General features: G+C 70.6%; 11 protein-coding genes. 3 read left to right on the top strand and 8 right to left on the bottom strand.

Going from position 1 to position 17,260, the window contains the following annotated elements; genetic code table 11:
* Positions 1-2: 2 nt before the first annotated feature.
* The gene (locus ACZ5GT_RS27965) at positions 3-2,882 is read left to right on the top strand and encodes an AAA family ATPase (protein WP_469031680.1); all 2,880 of its coding nucleotides are present in this window, start codon (positions 3-5) and stop codon (positions 2,880-2,882) included.
* Between the two features lie 250 nt (positions 2,883-3,132).
* Positions 3,133-3,735 (top strand): helix-turn-helix transcriptional regulator, encoded by a 603-nt coding sequence (locus ACZ5GT_RS27960; protein WP_469031679.1) that lies wholly within the window; start codon positions 3,133-3,135, stop codon positions 3,733-3,735.
* A 29-nt stretch (positions 3,736-3,764) separates the two neighbouring features.
* Here the strand turns inward: ACZ5GT_RS27960 and ACZ5GT_RS27955 are convergent, their stop codons facing one another.
* The 8 genes from ACZ5GT_RS27955 to ACZ5GT_RS27920 form a co-directional block, all read right to left on the bottom strand.
* Entirely contained in the window at positions 3,765-6,608 is a 2,844-nt protein-coding gene (locus tag ACZ5GT_RS27955; RefSeq protein ID WP_469031678.1) for an ATP-binding protein, read from the bottom strand.
* Positions 6,609-6,993: 385 nt separating this feature from the next.
* Entirely contained in the window at positions 6,994-8,433 is a 1,440-nt protein-coding gene (locus tag ACZ5GT_RS27950; protein WP_469031727.1) for a class II 3-deoxy-7-phosphoheptulonate synthase, read from the bottom strand.
* 40 nt (positions 8,434-8,473) lie between these two features.
* Entirely contained in the window at positions 8,474-9,400 is a 927-nt protein-coding gene (locus tag ACZ5GT_RS27945; protein ID WP_469031677.1) for an AurF N-oxygenase family protein, read from the bottom strand.
* Positions 9,401-9,413: 13 nt separating this feature from the next.
* Positions 9,414-10,229 carry an aminotransferase class IV gene (locus ACZ5GT_RS27940; protein WP_469031676.1) on the bottom strand — a complete coding sequence of 272 codons (816 nt, stop codon included), beginning with the start codon at positions 10,227-10,229 and terminating at the stop codon, positions 9,414-9,416.
* A gap of 8 nt (positions 10,230-10,237) precedes the next feature.
* Positions 10,238-12,334: an aminodeoxychorismate synthase component I gene (gene pabB, locus ACZ5GT_RS27935; protein WP_469031726.1), complete on the bottom strand. Its 2,097-nt coding sequence runs from the start codon at positions 12,332-12,334 to the stop codon at positions 10,238-10,240.
* Complete coding sequence (locus ACZ5GT_RS27930; RefSeq protein ID WP_469031675.1) at positions 12,334-13,164, bottom strand: arylamine N-acetyltransferase family protein; 831 nt, start codon at positions 13,162-13,164, stop codon at positions 12,334-12,336. The genes pabB and ACZ5GT_RS27930 overlap by 1 nt, the downstream gene beginning before the upstream one ends.
* Positions 13,165-13,178: 14 nt before the next feature.
* On the bottom strand, positions 13,179-14,006 hold the full coding sequence (locus ACZ5GT_RS27925; protein WP_469031674.1) for a 4-hydroxybenzoate octaprenyltransferase: 828 nt from the start codon (positions 14,004-14,006) through the stop codon (positions 13,179-13,181).
* Positions 14,007-14,085: 79 nt separating this feature from the next.
* Positions 14,086-15,219 carry a cytochrome P450 gene (locus ACZ5GT_RS27920; RefSeq protein ID WP_469031673.1) on the bottom strand — a complete coding sequence of 378 codons (1,134 nt, stop codon included), beginning with the start codon at positions 15,217-15,219 and terminating at the stop codon, positions 14,086-14,088.
* Positions 15,220-15,619: 400 nt separating this feature from the next.
* Between ACZ5GT_RS27920 and ACZ5GT_RS27915 the strand changes: the two genes are divergently transcribed.
* Complete coding sequence (locus ACZ5GT_RS27915; protein WP_469031672.1) at positions 15,620-17,062, top strand: cytochrome P450; 1,443 nt, start codon at positions 15,620-15,622, stop codon at positions 17,060-17,062.
* Positions 17,063-17,260: the final 198 nt, after the last annotated feature.

Raw genomic sequence — 17,260 nt, 5'->3', positions numbered from 1 at the left:
CCATGCTGCTGGAGCGCGAGAAGGAGCTGGCCCTCCTGGACGAGGCGGTGGCCCGCGCCCAGTCGGGCACCGGAGGCCTCGTCCTCCTCGAGAGCGGCGCCGGCGCCGGCACCACGGCACTGCTCGACGAACTGGCCCACCGGGCCACGACGGCCGGTGCCCTGGTCCTGCGCTCCGCCGGCACCCCCGGCGAGCGCGCCGTCGCCTTCGGTGTGCTGCGCCATCTCGTACTGCCGCTGGTCGCCGAACGCGGTCTGCCCGCCCCACCGCCTGCCGTCGCGCTGCCCGCCGCCACCGGCCCGGCGTGCCCGGAGCCGGACACCGAGAACGGCGCCGCCGTCCGCGCCGACACGCTCCACTGGCTGCACTTCCTGTTCGCCGGCCTGAGTGCCGAGCGCACCGTGGTGCTCGCCGTCGACGACCTGGGCTGGGTCGACGACGCCTCGCTGGAGGCGCTCGCCCACCTCGCCGCCCGCCTCGACGGGCTGCGCCTGCTGCTGGCCGTGGTCCGCAAGGACGGCCCCGGCGCCCGAAGTCCGCTCGTCGGCGAGATCGCCGCCGCCACCACCCACCCGATCCGGGTCCGCGGCCTGTCGCGCCCGGCCACGGCAGAGCTGGTGGCCCGCCACTTCGGACCGGGCTGTCCGGCCGAGTTCGCCCGGACCTGTCACGACCTCACCGGGGGCCGGCCCAAGGACCTGAGGACGCTGTGCGGCCGGGCCCGGCTCAGGCGGCTGGGCGCACCCGGCTGGGACACCCGGCGACTGCGCGCGCTCGGCGAGTCCCTGCGTCGTGAGCGTCTGCTGTCGCTGCTCCGCCGCGACCCCGTCCTCGACGCCTTCCTCAAGGCCATGGCCGTGCTCCCCGAGCACATCGGGGACGACGTCGTCGCGCGGCTGTCGGGGCTGAGCCCGGTGCAGTGCGCGCAGGCCCGTGAGGCCCTCGCCCACGCGTGGCCGCCGGCCGACGGCCGGAGCGAGGCCGCCCACACCCGCGCGGCGTGCACCGTCGTCCTGCGGGCCATGGGCGACGAGGAGAGTTCGCGCCGCCACCGGGAGGCGTCCGCGGTGCTCGACGCGTGCGGTGCCGGACCGGAGGAGGTCGCCCTGCCGCTGCTGCACGTCGACCGGCTCGGCGACCCGTGGGAGATCCACCAGTTGCGCGCCGCGGCGGCGGCCGCGCGGCGCCGGGGTGCGCCCGAGGACGCCGTGCGCTTCCTCAGCCGTGCCCTGGTCGACGTGTCCGCCGCCAGCCATGTCCGCGCCGAGCTTCTGTACGAACTCGGAGTCACCGAACTGGACCTCGGGTCCCCGGTCGCGGGGCGCCATTTCGTGCAGGCCGCGCGGCTGATGCCCCGGCTGCGGCGCCGCGTCGAGGTCGTCTCCAGCACGCCGATGGACATCGTGCGCGGCGATCCCGAGGTCGCCGCCGTCGTCCGGGAGACGGCCGCCCTGTTCGGCACGCCGCGCCAGGCCGACCGCCGGGGAAGGTACCTGGCGATGCGGCTGGAGGCCAGGGCCCGGTACGCCGGCCTCGAGGACTTCCGCTTGGTGTCGTCGGCCGCGCGCCGCCTGCGTGAACTCGGCGAGCAGCGCTACGGCGCCTCGTCGGCCGAACGTGAACTGCGCACCGTTCTCGTGTTCAGCGCGGCCATGGGCGGGGATGCCGGCCACGGTGCCGCGGCCGGCATCGCCCGGCAGGTGCTGGAGGAGGAGCCCGCGCACAGCGCGCTGTCCGGCCTGGTGCTCGAACTGCTGCCTCCGGTGCTCTGCTGCACGGACAGCCCGCACATTGCCGCGTCCTGGCTGGACTCCGCGCACCTGCACGCCACGCAGGAGGGCGACCGCGCGATGCTGTCGCGGATCGAGGCGATGCGTGCTCTGACCCAGGCGGCGCGAGGCGAGGCCGGTCTGGCTCGGGAGTGCGCTCGCCACGCACTCGCGCTGGGTGAGGGCACGGCGAGCGGGGACAGCGTGCACACCGCTCTCCCCCTGGGCCTGGTCGCGCTCGAACTGAGCGACGGCGAACTCGCCGGGCAGCTGCTCGCGGGTGCCGAACCCGCCACCGACCTGAGGCTGTTCACCGTGCAGGCAGCGCTCAACGGCATGCTGGCGGAGGAGCGGGGAGATCTGCCGGTGGCGCTCGCGCACTATCTGGACTGCGGGCGCGTCCTGGAACGCGCCGGCTGGGTGAATCCCGGGTTCGCCCACTGGCAGGTGCGGGCAGCGCTGGTCCAGCACCGGATGGGCCGGTCCGCGCAGGCGCTCGCGGTGGCGCGGAGCCATCACGAACTCGCCCTTCGCTGGGGAGCGCCGACCGCCCTGAGCCGAGCGCTGCGCCTGCTCGGGGTCGTCACCGACGGCGCGCCGGGCGTCGAGCTGCTGCGGCAGGCCGTCGACACGGTCGAGACCCGGGGCAGCCGCCTGGAGCTTGCCCGTGCCCTCACCGAGTTGGGCAGGCGCCTGCAACGGGAGTCCGTCCCGCAGGGGGAAGGCGACCGGGTCCACAGGCGTGGACGCCGAATGGCCGCCGAGTTGCTGAACGCTCCGGCCGGCCCGGGGCGCGGCACCCCGGGCCGCAGGGCGCGGGCGCTCGCGGCCGGACTCACCCGGGCCGAGACGAGGGTGGCGGAACGTGCCGCGCGCGGTCTCAGCAACAGGGAGATCGCATTGGATCTTGACACCAGTCTACGAGCCGTGGAAAGACACCTCACCAACTCCTACCGCAAATTCGCCATTACCGGCCGGGAACAACTGGCAGAGGTCATGGGAATGGACGAAGCCCGCCGCGCCTCGCACCAGCGGAACCGCAATGACCACCGAACCACCGCCGACGGGTACCACAGCATTAGCTTCGAACAGGGTCCGGTGAACCTTGTATGACTTGACATGCATTTTCTCCAGATGGCAATGTCACGGGGAAGGTACACCCCCTGCTGCGGGATGCACCAATGGTCATGAGCGATGCGAGAGATTGGCCTGACCCCCCATGAAAAACACTGGCCTGAAATCCACTGGGGTTCTTCCCGACACACCGCGGAAATCATCTCAGGAACCTTGTCGCGACACCCACTCGGCGCTTTGCGAGCGCCCCCCCGTCTGCATAGCGAATCTCGATCTGAAACTCCGGATAATGGAGGCCAACCGATCCTTCGCCCGTCAATTCGACTGGCTCCCCGGGCACGGTACGGTAAGGGACTTCTGCGAACTCCTGCACCCCAGCGTGCAGGGCAGACTGAAGAACGAGCTGATCGGGCTGGCGGACGGCCGGAGCCCACGGTTCGCCGACCGCATGGTGGCGGTGGGCGCGCAGAACGCCGTATTCCGCGGCGAGATGACCGGAATCGCCTTACACGGCGAAGTCGGCCAGGTCGATCGCATCCTGGTCCTGGTCGACCCGGAGGAGACCGCGGACGATCCGCAGACCGCCGACGCGCAGCGCGGGTTGTTCAGCCCGATGGACGCCCGCGTTCTGGAGGGCGTGGCCCTGGGCGAGTCGACGGGTCAGCTGGCCACGAAGCTCTTCCTCAGTCGCGGCGGGGTCGAGTACCACGTCTCCTCGCTGCTGCGGAAGATGAACGTGACCAACCGGCCGGCGCTGATATCGAAGAGCTACTCCCTGGGTGTCTTCGCCGTCGGGCAGTGGCCGCCGCGGGTGCGCCCGGAGTACGTGTCCCACCGTCCTGCGCGAAACCCTCGGAGGTCCTGCCGTCCATCGCCGCAGGACCTCCGGTAGTGCGTCGGACCTCTCGCTCCCGCACGGCGTCAGCCCACGGGTCCGCGTTCGCCGGCGAGGACCGCGGCCAGTTCACGGCGCCCCCGGATGCCGAGCTTGCGGTACACGCTCGTGAGGTGGAACTCCACCGTGCGCTGGGTGAGGAACAGCGCCTCGGCGATCTCCCGGTTGGTGGCTCCGGCGACGGCCCGCTCGGCGACTTGGCGTTCGCTTCCGCTCAGGGCGTCGGCGGGTGATCCGGTGCCGCGGCGCAGCCGTCCGCCTGCCGCGCCGAGGGCGGGCACGGCCTGGTCGAGCAGCAGCCGGTCGCCGCAGAGTACGGCGATGTCGATGCAGCGGCGCAGCCGTTTGCGCGCGCTCCCGGCGTCATCGCGCTCCAGCAGTCGCCGGCCGAGCAGGTACTCGGCGCGGGCGTGCGCCAGGCGGCCCGGACTGGCGTCGAGCAGCCGGGCGGCCTCGGTGAGTTCGTCGATGCCGGCGTCGCCCGGGGTGAGCACGCCCCGGGCGAGGGCCAGCATGCCCCGCGCACGGGCGGTGCCCCAGCGCTGCACCGCGGGCGTGACACGGTCGACGATGTCGCGTCCCTCGCCGTGCCGGCCCAGTTCGGCGAAAAGTTGCGCGGCGTCGTACCACCAGGGGGCCAGGACGGGGTTGCCGATGCCCGCCTCGGCGAGGCTGTCGCCGCATCGCACGAGGTGGCCGAGAGCTCCCTCCCGGTCGCCGAGCGCGGCACAGGTACGGGCCCGGCTCATCATGTAGGTGTGCGACTCCAGCGCGAACTGGTCCAGTCGCGGCCGCCGGATCAGGTCGAGCACCTCCGCGGCGCGGCGGGCCTCGCCACGGTGGACGAGGACGTCCGCGAGGGTGCACTGCGGGCCGACGGTGCTTTTCACGCGCAGGTCGCGGTGGACGAGGTCGAAGGCGAACTGCGCGTCTGCCAGCGCCAGTGAGATGTTGCCGGTCCACAGGCGCACCTGGGCGCGGGTGGCGGAGGCAAGGGCGCTGTTCCAGGCCTGGCCGCGTTGCCGGGCGTGTTCCAGCAGGGCGGTGAGCACGGACTCGACGGCCTTGGTCTCGTCGGCGAGGAAGAGGGTGAGGCTGGAGCCCAGGGCGCCCCAGCCACCCAGCGAGACGTCCCCGACCCGCAGGACCCGCTCGGCCATCGGGATCAGCTCGACAGCGGGACGGCCCTCCAGCGTCCCGAGCGCGCACAGCATGCCGAGCAGCAGACGCTCCTCGGCGGTCTCACCGGCAGGCGCCGCTCTGTCGCGGAACCGCTCGCTGACGCGGCGCACGGTGGACTTCTCGTCGAGCCCGGAGACCAGTGCCATCGCCTCGACGAGGGTGCGCAGCGCGTTGTCCTCCGGGGAGTCGCCGAGGCCGGACTCGACCATGGGCAGCGTTTCGCCCACCAGCTCGAAGGCGCGCAGCGAGTTCTGGGCGCCGAGGGAGGTGATGACGTACTGCAGGACGAGGCGGCAGCGCAGCCGCAGGTCGGCGGCGAGGTGCAGCGCGTGTTCCAGCCGGCTGAGCGCGGTGGGGTGATCCGTGTGGGCGAGCACCCGGGCCGAGGCGGACAGCAGCTCGATGTCGTCGACGTCGTGCCGCAGGGCGCGGGAGAGGTACTCGCCCGCGGTGGCGGGGGCGCCGCGCTGCTCGGCGCCGAGTGCGGCGGAGCGCAGAACGGTGACCATCCAGGGCTCGGTCACCTCCGGCAGGTGCATCAGCTGGACGGCGACCTGGTCGGTGGGGCGCCCGGAGTCGTTGAGCAGCCGGGCGGCGCGCTCGTGCAGCGCGAGACGTTCCTCGGCGGGTGTGCCGTCGAGGACGGCCTGTCGCATCAGGTCGTGGCGGTAGGCGAGGGAGTCGGGGCGCAGCAGTCCGGCGGCGCGCAGGGCGTCGACGGCGCCGGCAGCGGGGCCGGGGGTGGTGCCGGCGAGGGCGGCGGCGGCTTCGAGATCGTCGGACTCCAGGACGGCGAGCGCCCTCGCCATGGACAGCCGTTCGGGAGTGAGCCGGTCGAGGTGGAAGCGGGCCACCGCGCCGTGTCCAAGGGTGTCCGCGAGCGCCGCGGCGCCGAGTCCGGCGGGAGCGGACTCCCTCAGCTCGCGTACCACGACCTGGACCAGGAACGGGATGCCGCCGGTCAACTCCATGCAGCGTGCGACGAGGGACGGGTCGGGGGTGACGGCGAGGGCCGCGGCGAGCATGTCCCGTACGGCGTCCTCCGTGAGCGGTTCGACGTCGACGGTGAGGCAGGTGGCCACGTCCGCCACCTCGTCCAGCATGTCGGGACGCGCGTGCTCGACCTCGGAGCGCAGGGTGAGGAGCAGGATCACCGGCAAGCCCTCGGCCCGGCGGAGCAGGAAGCCGAGCCAGCGCAGCGATGCCTCGTCGCACCACTGGAGGTCGTCGACAGCGAGGATCAGGGGCCGTTCGGCGGCGAGGGTGGCGGTGAGCCAGTACAGGCCGTGCATGACGCCGTACGCTTCGGCCGGTTGGCCGTCGGGAGCGCCGTCCGCCATGAGGGCCGGGAGGGCGAGTGCGGCGCTGCCGGCGAGTGTGGCCCTCCCGGCGAGCAGGGTGTTGCTCGCGGGGTCGCCGTCGGTGAGTCCGAGCGGGGCGAACAGTCCGCGCACGGCCTCGTAGGCGGCGCCACCGCTCTCCTGGCACTTGATGGTGAGGACGCGTGCGCCGGCGCCCAGTTGGGCGATCGCGGCGGACATCAGGCGGGTCTTTCCGATGCCGGCGGCTCCGCGGAACAGGACCGCGCGCCCGTCGCCCGTGCCGCGCACATGGTCGCGGATCAGGCCGAGTTCCAGTTCTCGGCCGACGAGCGTGGGCTCGTCCTCCGCCTTCGGGCCGGGAGTCAAAGCATCCGCTCCTCCTGTCAACACCCCATCCATTGCAGGGGAGTTGACGGAACACACCAGTCGAACAACTCGGTCTTGTCCGATCATAGGCAGCGACCGGGGGTGCTTCGGTCTCGCGCTTCGTCGCGAGCGCTCCGCGACGGCGTTCGCGCGTTCCCGATCACCGGCGCGTGAACCGTTCCGCACGCCTCGGGCGCCGGTCAGCGGGCCCCCGCCGGGAAACCCGACCGGTGCGAGCCGTGTCCACCACGGAAAGACGAGGAGGGCTCACGTTTTGATGTGACACACTCCACAAGCCCTGCTTCGCTGGCACCGGCCGGTGATCACCACGGCTTGCGGCGGAGTTCCTGCGGGAGGGCGGAGGTGATGGGCTCGTCGGCGGTCGTCACGGTGTCGACGTGGCCGTGGCCACGCTCGGCGACCCTGGTCTGCACGACGTGCTCCCCCGGGCCGCGGCATTCACCGCCGCGTCCGGCGCCGCGACGCCGGTCGCTCCCGCGTCGAACATCTCGGCCACCAGGAAGGCCAGGTCAAGCGCCTGGCCCGGGTTGAGGCGCGGGTCGCATGCCGACTCGTACCTGCGGTGCAGGTCGTCGAAACCCAGATCAGCACCACCGCCGACGCACTCGGTCACGTCCTCGCCGGTCAGCTCCACGTGCAGCCCGCCGGCGTGGGTGCCGAGCGCCCGGTGCACCTCGAAGAAGTCGGCGACCTCGGCGAGGATGTCGTCGAACCGCCTGGTCTTGTGCCCGCTGGGCGCCACGAAGGTGTTGCCGTGCATCGGATCGCACACCCACACCACCGACGCGCCGGACGCCGTGACCTTCTCCACGAGCTCCGGCAGCAGGTACCGCACACGGTGTGCCCCCATGCGCACGATGAACGTCAGCCGGCCCGGCCGCCGGTCGGGGTCGAGGCGGTCGATCAGGGCCAGCGCCTGCGCGGACGTGGCGGCGGGACCCAGCTTCACCGCGATCGGGTTGTCGATGGTCGCGAAGTAGGCGACGTGGGCCCCGTCGGGCTGTCTGGTGCGGTCGCCGATCCACAGCATGTGGCCGCTGCCCGCATACCTTCGGTCGGAACGCGGGTCGTGGCGGGTCAGCGCGGCCTCGTAGTCGAGCAGCAGTCCCTCGTGGCTGGCGAACAGCTCCGTGGTGTGCAACGGATCGCCGCCGCACGCGGCCCTGAAGGACAGTGCCCGGCCGATTCGGCCGGCGAGTTCGTCGTAGCGTTCACCGGCGGCCGAGCGCGAGACGAAGTCCTGGTTCTCCTCGTGCAGTCGGCGTAGGTCGGTGCCGCCACGGGCGAATGTGCGCATGACCTCCAGGGTGTGGCGCGAAGCGTCGTACGTCCGAAGCAGCCGGGCCGGGTTCGGCCGTCGTTCGGCCCGGCTGAAACCGATGCCGTTCACCGCGTCGCCCCGGTAGACCGGCAGCGTGCGCCCGTCGACGGTCTCGGTCGGCCGTGATCGGGGCTTCGCGTACTGCCCGGCCATCCGGCCCACCTTGACCACCGGCACCGCCGACGCGTACGTCAGGATCACGGCCATCCGCTGCAAGAGGCGCAGTTTGCCGTGAATCGCCTGCGTCGAGAGGCGGTCGAAACGTTCGGCGCAGTCGCCACCCTGCAGCAGGAACGCCTTGCCCGCTGCCACCTGGGCGAGTCGTGCGGCGAGCGTGTCGCACTCCTGCGGAGTGACCAACGGGAGCGAGGCTGCCAGGCGGTCCGCCACCTCGCCGAGCTCAGCCGGGCTGGGCCACTCCGGCCGCTGATGGGCGACGAGTGTCCGCCAGTGCGCGGCGGCTTCGCCGGTGAGGGCCAACAGGATCTCCGTCCGCTTCTCGTGGCCGAGTGGCGCGGGGCGGTCAGCGCTGCGTCTCGACGAGGTCGTGGCTGATGCCCAGGTCGTCGAGCAGCAGTTGCAACGGTCCGGTGTCCCGCGCGGGCACGGGACGGGACGCGGCCCACTCGCTCAGCTGACCGGTGTCGATTTCGAAGCCGCCCTGGGCCGCCACGGTCACCCAGGGGTCGAAGTCCGCGGAGCGGAACGCGGCCAGCCCGGTGACGAGCGCCTCGCGGAACGTCCGCTGCAGCGCGCTGTCCAGGTTCCGGTAGAGCGAGCCGCACAACTCGCGGAACACCACCGCGTGTCCGCTCTCGTCCCGCCGGTGCAGATCGGTGGTGATCCGGTTCATCGGCTGGATCTCCTGGGAGGTGGCGAGTGCGGAGAGGAACCCGCTGATCGTCGTCTCGGCGGCCAGGGAGAACGCGATGTCGACGAGGTCGCGGTCGAACCCGGACAGCCCGGCGCGGATCGCCTCCAGTTCCCGGACGACCGACCAGACGCCCGGCGCGAACCGCACGTCCGCCAGGTCGCGCCGCCTGCGGGTGACGCCGACGGCGTTGTGGCACATCAGGATGTGGTAGTGCTCATCGATGATCGTCTGGTGCAGCGCGTCGACGGCGACATCGTCGCGGCGGACGGGGATCCGTTCCTGGAGCATCAGCCGGCAGGCCGGCAGGATGATCTCGTCCTCGATGGCCGCGGTCTTGGCGTTGTAGGCGATCCACGACGCGGACAGGATGCGCTCGCGAGCGTCCCGGTCGAGCCGGCTGGCACCCGGCAGTCCCAGCACCGGGACGAGGTGCTCGGGGAAGTCCGGCAGCGCCGTGTCGAAGTGACCGTCGAGGTCGAGTTCGTCCTTCTTGACGGCCACTCGCTTCCCCCAGCGGCGCGTCAGCTGCACCAGCAAGTCGCGCTCGTACTCGGCCTCTTCACGTGCCGCGGTCATCAGGAAACCTCCTTCATGGGGTCACCACGGGAATCAGGGAGGCGTCGGCCGGTAGGGCGAGCGCAGCCAGGCGCGACTGCCAGCACTCGGCCGCCGCGGCGTCCGGGTCCTGGATCCGGCCCAGCCCCTCGGTGACCGGCCGGATGCCGTGCAGGGCGTTCAGCGTCCAGACGGGCACGTCGGCGAGATCCGGCACGGTGGCCTGCTCGGTGACGACCTGGTGCCCTGCCGTACCGGCGAGCTCGCCGAGCAGGGCACGGGTGATCCCGGGGAGCAGGCCTGGGCCGGGGGGTGGCCCGCACAGCATGTCGCCCCGCCACCAGACGATGCTCGTGGACGCCCCTTCGACCACGTGCCCTTCCGCCGAGACCAGCAGCGCCTCGTCAGCTCCCGCCGTAGCCGCCGCGGCGCGCAGGGAAGCCAGCTGGTCCAGGTCGGCGCCCTTGACGGCCGGCAGCCGACGACGGTCGGGTCCCGCCCCGGTCCACAACCGGACGGTCGCGGTGCGCGGTGGCGCGGGTCGCAGCCACATCCGCAGCCGCGTTCTCGACCCGGTCTCCACGAGTTCGACGCGAGGAAACCACCGGCCTCCGGCGGGCAACGACTCGGCGACCGCCCGCAGGAACCGGTTCGTCCGTTCCGCTCCCGGTCCGGAGAACCGCTCGCAGGCCGAACGGAAGCGTTCGGCGTGCCGGTCGAGTCCCCGCACCCGCCCCTCGTCCACCAGCCAGGAGTCGATGACCAGCACCGTCCCGGCGGCGTCGGCCGTCGACCATCCGCCGTCGGCGTCCCACCACCGGCGGACGCCCTGGCCGGCCGCTGTGTTCATCGGCGTGTTCATGGCTGGGATCCGCCCACGTCCGACACCTCCGACGCACGCCAGGCGCGGAGCGACGCTGCCGCCTTGAGCAGCATCTCCTCGTACTCTTCCTGCGGGTCGGAGTCGAGCACGATCGCCCCGCCGGCTCCGATGGTCAACCGGTCACCGACGCGGACCGCGGTGCGGATCACGATGTTCAGGTCCGTGCCGCCGGAGAGACCGAAGTAGCCGAGGGCGCCGGAGTAGACGCCCCGGGCCTCCGTCTCCAGGCGGTCGATGATCTCCATGGTGCGCAGCTTCGGCGCCCCGGTCATCGACCCGCCCGGGAAGCACCGCCGGGCGCACTCCACCGCGCTGACCCCGTCGTCGAGCCGTCCATGAACGGTGGAGACCAGTTGGTGCACGGTCTCGTAGCTCTCGACAGCCAGGTACGGGTCGACCCCGATGCTGCCCACCTCACACACCCGGCCCAGGTCGTTGCGCAGCAGGTCGACGATCATCAGGTTCTCGGCCTGGGTCTTGGCGCTCGAGGCGAGGGTGGCCGCCAGTTCGGCGTCGCGCACCGGGTCGGCGTCGCGCGGGGCCGTGCCCTTGATCGGCTTGCTGGTGACCGTGCGGTCCGTCTCGATGCGCAGGAACCGCTCCGGCGAGGAGCTGAAGACCGTGACGTCGCCGAGGCGTAGCAGCGCGGCGTACGGTGCCGGGTTCGCCCGGCGCAGCCGCAGGTAGAAGGACGTGTCGTCGTCGTGGAACGGCATGTGCAACGTGTCGGTCAGGCAGATCTCGTAGCTCTCGCCCCGGTGCAGCTGCCGTCGGCACTCCGTGATGTCCGCCAGGTACTGGCTCCGGCCGCGGCCGAGGTGCTCCTCGGCGTTCGGGGGCGGGCCGGCGGCAGGTTCGCGCGGCGGCTCGGCGCCGGCCGGGTTCAGGCCCTTCAGGAGCGCGGACGTCCGTTCCGCCCACTCCTGCGCGTCCCGCCGGGTCTTCTCGTCGTGGACGGCCACCAGGTAGGTCAGTCCCTCCTGGTGGTCGACCGCGATGACGCGGTCGGCGAACATCCAGACGGCGTCCGGCGTTTCGGCGGTGTGGCGGGCCGTGGACCCGCATTCGGCCTTGAGTTCGTAGCCGAAGTAGCCGACGTAGCCGCCGGTCAGGTCGAACGGCAGGTCCGAGTCGGGGATGCGCCGTTCGCGCAGCCGCTGTTCAAGGACGTCGAACACGCTGCCGGCGACGACGCCGACACCGTTCGCATCGCGCACTTCCACCGTCCCGCTGCCGGTGCGGTAGGTCAGGACCTCGCTGAGCGGACCTGACGTGTCGCCGAGGAACGAGAACCGGGACAGGCCTTCCTCCACCCTGCTGCTGTCCAGCCAGAAGCAGTAAGAGGTGTCGTCGAAAAGCCTCAGGAAAATGGCCTCGGAATCGGCGTCGGTGGGCACGACCGTGCTGATGATTCCCAGTTCCTCGACCGTGCCGGGCGGGTCGTCGGACAGTGCGGTGCCGGTGACGGTGACGGACGGGCGTTGTCCGGGCTGCGTCCGGCGGGTGAGTTCGGCGAAGTTCCGCAGGATCTCACGCCCGTACTGAGAAGCGATCGACTCGGGGTGGAATTGCACGCCCCACTGCGGCAGATCGCGGTGGCGCAGCGCCATGAGCACACCGTCGTCCGCCCACGCGGTGGCGATGAGTTCCTCGGGCAGAGGCTCCCGCACGCACAGCGAGTGATAACGGACCGCGACGAATTCACGCGGGACTCCGGCGAACAGCTCATCTCCCTCGTGGGAGACCTTGGCGAGGTGCCCGTGTCTCGGTTCGGGCGCGGCGACCACCGACGCTCCGGCCAGGTGCGCGATCATCTGATGGCCGAAGCAGACGCCCAGCACCGGCAGCGTGGTGCGGCGCAGCAAGTCGCCGAGGAGGCCGACGTCGCGGGGGTTCTGCGGCCGTCCAGGGCCGGGGGAGACGACGATGTTGTCGAAGTCCTCCAGCCGCAGGCCGGACAACATCGGATCGTCGTTGACCATCACGACGGGCTCCTGGCCGTTGATGTCGGCGATCAACTGGTACAGGTTGAAGGTGTACGAGTCGTAGTTGTCCAGCAGCAGGGTACGCATCACGGACCGTCCACGATTTTCCGGAGCGCCTGGAGGTCACCCGGTTCCAAGGTGATCCCGAAGATCTCCTCGGGAGCGGAAAGCGTCTCGTCCTTGTCGAGTTCCCGGAAGGTCGCCGGCTCCGCGGGCCGTATTTCCGTGAGAGTGCTGCCGACGAGCAGGTGCCTCACTTCGGGCTGTGTGCGCTGGAGGACCATCCGGTGGTTGAACGGCGAGCGCGGGTGAGTAAGACAGAAATGGTTGAGGATCTCGAAGTCCGACGGATAGCGCACGTCCGTGGTGAAACCGTAGAGCTCTGCCGGACCCTCAGGCCGCAGGAACCGCAGCACATACTCACCGTTCGGTTCCCGCACCAGGTCGAAGGGCCAATCGCCGTCCAGCCGCGAGTTCTCGGCGAGGCGGACGGGGACGTGCGGCCCGTATGCGCCGAAACTCACGTCGAAGAGCCAGCGTTCGTTGTCGAGTTGTACGCACAGGGCGACGTGGAGTGCGGGACCGAATCTGTCCCCGGTGCGGATCCGTGTTCTGCCCGCGAACGCCGAGAACGTGAACCCGACGCGGTCCAGCACTGCCGCCATCAGGACGACCTGTTCCAGGCACCAGCCGCCGCGGCCCTGCCGCACGATCTTCTCCTGGACGCTGTCCAGGTCCAGCGGCACCGCCGGCCGCCCGAGCACCGCGTCGAGGTTGTCGAAGGCGATCGCGTCGACGTGGGCGGCGTGCAGGCCCCGCAGCGTGGAGAGGTCCGCAGCCACGTCGCCCCGGTAGCCCACGCGGGTCAGGTAGGCGTCCAGGTCGACGCCGCTCCCCTGCCACATCGAATCTGTCACAGGTGGCTCATCCTTCATGTGAACTGCCCGACGGCCACGGCCGCGAGAGTGATCCAGCCGAAGTAGGTGTTGGCGACGAAGGCGTCCCAGCACGATTTCGGATCATCCAGGTCCACGCGTACGACCAGATAGGACAAGTACGTCCCCGCACACGCGACGATCAGGTAGAACGCCCACCCCATCGACGTCCGGGAACCGGCCCACAGCACGCCGCCGACGCTGAGCACGACGAAGATCGCCAGCCACGCCTTGGTGGCGTCGCCGAACAGCAGAGCGGAAGACCTGACACCGATGTTCCGGTCGTACTCCTTGTCCTGATGGGAGTAGATCGCGTCGTGAATCAGGGTCCAGAAGGCCCCGCAGGCGTACAGGCCGTACACCACCGGCGGGTAGTGGAAGCTGCCGGTCACCGCCGTCCAGCCGATCAGCACGTAGACGCTCATCACCAGGGCCAGGAACGCCGAGGGCCAGAAGAAGACGCGCTTCATGTAGGGGTACGCGACGATCAACGGGTACGAGGCCGCGGCGACCAGGGCTGTCTCCACATTCGCCACCGCCAGGACCAGCAGTGCGACCACGCCCTGGGCGACGGCGAACAGGAGTGCGTTCCCGACGCTGATCGTCCCCGACGCGACGGGACGCGACACGGTGCGGGCGACCCGGGCGTCGACGTCCCTGTCGACCACATCGTTGACCGCGCAGGCCGCGCCGCGCACCAGCACCGCGGCGACAGCGACAACCACCACCGCCAGCAGGTCCGGTCGTCGCCCGGAGGCGAGGACGACAGCCCACAGCCCTGGAAGCAGGTAGAGCACGTAGCCCGTAGGCCTGTCCAGTCGCATCAACAGGAGATACGCGCGGGCTGAATCCGGGCTCTTCGTGACTACGCCGGCAGATATTCTGTGCAGCATCAGGATCCAATCACCAGGTCACCGGAAGTCGGATCAACCCGCCGATCAGCGTGTTGTGGCGCAGCCCCAGTTCCTCCACACCGACAGCCAGACGCATGGTGGGGAATCGCTCGACGAGCTGGGTGAGCACCACCTGCAGCTGCATCCGGGCCAGCGCCGCGCCGACGCAGGAGTACGCGCCGCGCCCGAACACGAGGCTGCCCGTGGTGTCGCGAGCGACATCTATCCGGTCGGGGTCGGCGAAGACCGTCTCGTCGTGGTTGGCCGCGATGATGCTCAGCAGCACGAAGTCGCCGGTCCGGATGGTGACTCCGTCGATCTCGAAGTCGGTCAGCGCATAACGGGGCATGCCGCCGTTGTGCGGGTTCGGCATCGACATCCGCAGGGTTTCCTCGACCGCGCCGGGAACGAGGCCCGGGTCGTCCAGCAACGCCTGCCACTGCTCGGGGTGGGCCAGCAACAGCGAGACACAGGTCCCGATCCGGGCCACCGTGGTCTCATAGCCACCGAACAGCAACAGCGCCGTCAGCCCGAGAACCTCGCTGTCCTCGATCCCCTCGGTCGCGCAGATCCTGGAGATCACGTCATCGCCCGGATCTCGCCGCTTGTCCGCGACGAGTTGCCCGCAGTAGCCGAACAACTCGCCCAGTCCCCGCTTGGACCTGACCGGGTCCCCGACATCGGCTGCGTCCTGGGTCCAGCTGCCGAACCGGTCCTTGTCCTCCTGGGGCACGCCCAACCACTCGCACATCACCTGGATCGGCAGCGGCAGCGCCAACGCCCGGCGCAGGTCGACCGGTGGCTTCTGCCCGGCCAGTCCGTCCAGGAGCCGCCCGGTCAGCTTTTCGACGTAGGGCCGCAGCGCCAGAATCCGCTCGGGTGAGAAGTGCGGCTCCAGCAGCGCACGCATCCGGGCGTGGTCGGTGGCCAAGTCGCCCAGCAGGCCGGCGAGAAGTGCCGACCCGCTGTCCTTCGCCGCCGCCTCCGGATCGGGATCGGAGCGGCCGAGCCGGTCATCGTCGAGCAACTGCGCCACCTGGCCGTGACCGGTGACCAGCCACGCCTCCGCGCCCTCGACAGTACGAACCCGATGGACGCCGCCCCGGGACTGGAGCGTGCGCAGCCCTGGCGCGCGTTGCAGCACATTCGTCTGCTCGAAAGGCAGTTGAGGTGGGGTACTCACTGACGGCCTCCGCCGGAATCGAGGTGCGATTGACGATGCGGTCGGACAACGCGGTCAGTTCGGTGAACGCGGCCGGGGAAACAGAACCTACGCGCATGGGGTTCGCGAATTGCACCACCGAAAATCACCGTGCTGGATATGCTGCGTGAACCTGGAGTCATGCACCGGAATTTTCGTGATCGTTCCGTCCGCCATCCTGAACGACCCCGCCCGTCGTGTCAACGACGCAGCGTGAGCATCTTCGACTTTAGGAAAAACCCCAAAGAAGACGGCGTAAGGCCTGGATTGGACTATCCTGCGGAATGGTAGCCGCCGGCGGCGCCCTGGGCCGTACTTCGAGTCCGGCTGTCAAGCCGTGGGAATGAGCGGCGGTAAGCAGGGCCTGCCGGCCGGGCCACGCAGTTTGTATGCCGGTGCACGCCGGGCGATAGCCGTCATCGACCTCGCGCTGGAACAGCACGCACCAGGAGGCCCGCCGGTTCGCCCGTGTCGGGCTCACGTTGCTGCTGGTCGGGCACGCGGACCACGAGGGTTCACTGAAAGCTTGAGAGACGGAATGGCTATGTCAGTTGATTCTGGTCAATTGCGTGAAGACAGGTCGTTCGACCCGTACGGCGTACACCGCGACGACCCGTATTCATTTCTGGCCGATATCGGAGATGCGGAGCCGGTTTTCTACGCCCCTTTACTCGACGCGTGGTGCGTCACCCGGCGCGAGGACATGGTTGCCGTGCTGCGGGACGACCTGAGCTTCTCGGCGCGTGACCACAACCCCCGTCCCGCGGTCGCGCTGCCCGAGGACGTGAGTCGGATGTTCCGCACCTGGCGCGGCGCTGACGCGGTGGCCGTCGGCTCACTCGACCCTCCCGAGCACACCAGGATCAGGGAAGTGCTCAACTCCGGGTTCACGCCGGCCAGGGTCAGAGCGTTCGAACCCACGATCCGTGCGATCGCCACCGATCTCGTCGAGCGGACCGCGGCCTTGACGGAGTTCGATTTCATCTCGGCGTTCGCCGTTCCGTACGCCCTCGAGGTGATCTGCCGGCGCCTCGGGGTCCCGGACGAGTACGTCGACCGCTGCCGCAGGTGGTCCGAGCAGCGCATCGAACTCATGATGTCGCGGAGCGACGCCGATCCTGACCGGCTGCGTGAATTCGCCCGCGGGCTGATGGAGTTCGGAGCGTTCGCCCGTTCACTCGTGCGGGAGCGGCTGGCCGCACCGCAGGACGACCTGATCAGTGAGCTGCTCCACGACGGCAGGGCGGGCCGCACGCTCACCGCCGACGAGGTTTCCGTCCAGGTCCCCACACTGATCTTCGCCGGGCACATGACCTGTGCCGAGGCGCTCGGCACCATCCTCTACCAGCAGCTTCGGTCACCCGGCGGCTGGGGCGAGGTCGTCGACGGGACGATCGCCGCACGGGACCTCGTCGAAGAGGGGTTGCGGTTCGACAGTCCGCTGGCGGGCATGTACCGGACCGCGGTCCGCGACGTGGTGGTCGGTGGCGTCCACCTGGCGGCGGGGAGCCGGCTGCTTCTGCTGTACGGAGCGGCCGGCCGCGACAGTCGCTCTCACGCATGTCCGGCCGCGTTCAGTCCGGACAGCCGGTCCGCCACGCATCTCGCGTTCGGGCACGGCATCCATTTCTGCCTCGGAGCCGGATTCGCCCGCGCGGAACTGGAGATCGCGGTGAAGGCCATCGCCACCGGGATGCCGGGGCTGGCTCTGGCGCCAGGACCGCCGCCGCATCACCGGCCGGTGTTTCCGCTTCGGGCGTTGACCGAGTTGCGGGTACGGCAGTGAGGATGGGCATCCGGGCGGTCGCCGGGGATCCGGACGACACGTCGACCCCGCGGAACTCACTTGTCTGACGGCATCCTGGGGGGGGGGGGGAGGGGGGGGGGGGGACAAAGGTCTCCCTGGGGCGCCCTTGAGGGAGGCGGGGGTTGGGTGGTGGGGGCCCCCCCCAATGGGCTCCGGGACCCGGAGTGGCGATAATAC

This window comes from Streptomyces sp. NPDC031340, assembly GCF_055569945.1.
The sequence above is the reverse complement of the archived record's forward strand: the minus strand, read 5'-3'. Positions and strand labels throughout refer to the sequence as shown.